The sequence below is a fragment of the Ornithinibacillus proteolyticus genome, assembly GCF_039581225.1.
GTDB lineage: Bacteria > Bacillota > Bacilli > Bacillales > Amphibacillaceae > Ornithinibacillus > Ornithinibacillus massiliensis.
On the sequence record NZ_JBCPXV010000119.1, the window covers coordinates 1 to 856 of the forward strand.

Here is an 856-nt window from a genome sequence, read left to right on the forward strand (position 1 = left end):
AAAGATGCTTATTGGTACATCGTCAATGAAATGGTGCAGAACGGTCAACTGACTGAAAATAATTGGAAAGGTGAGTTTTTCAATAAAAACCAATCCATTAAGGCAGTTCGTGAATTAAAGAAACACTATCCGTTTTTAAAAGAAGTCGATAGTATCGCCCTTCAAAAATCAGTTGAAATAGTAAACGATTCTTACACTCGATATTACAAAAAACAAAACGGCGAACCACGTTTCAAATCAAAAAAGAATCCGGTTCAATCCTATACAACAAAGTTTGTAAATGGGAATATTGCTGTTTTGGATAAGCATATGAAACTACCGAAATTAGGTCTTGTTCGTTTTGCAAAAAGTCGTGAAGTAGAAGGTCGCATTATGAACGCAACGATTAGACGTAACTCTTCGGGAAAATACTTCGTTTCGATTTTAGCCGAAACAGAAGTTGAACAACTTGGAAAAACAGGTTCCGCAATTGGAATGGATGTTGGATTAAAAGACTTTGCCACACTTTCGGATGGAACGACGTATGCAAATCCAAAATTCTTCCGAACATTAGAAGAAAAATTAGCAAAAGCACAGCGTATTCTTTCAAGACGACAAATTAGTTCTTCCAATTGGAACAAACAAAAAGTAAAAGTGGCACGACTTCACGAAAAGATAGCAAATGCTAGAAAGGATATGTTAGATAAAATCTCTACCGAAATTGTCAAAAACCACGACATCATTGGTATTGAAGATTTGTCTGTCCAAAACATGTTAAAGAATCCTAATCTTGCTAAGGCTATCAGCGAGGTATCTTGGTCACAATTTCGCACAATGTTGGAATATAAAGCAAATTGGTACGGAAAACAGGTTGTGA

General features: G+C 35.9%; 1 protein-coding gene. It reads left to right on the top strand.

Annotation, left to right across the window (positions count from 1 at the left end; translation table 11 throughout):
- The coding region (locus tag AAIB49_RS19895) for an RNA-guided endonuclease TnpB family protein (RefSeq protein ID WP_343459067.1) at positions 1–856 on the top strand (856 nt) is incomplete at both ends.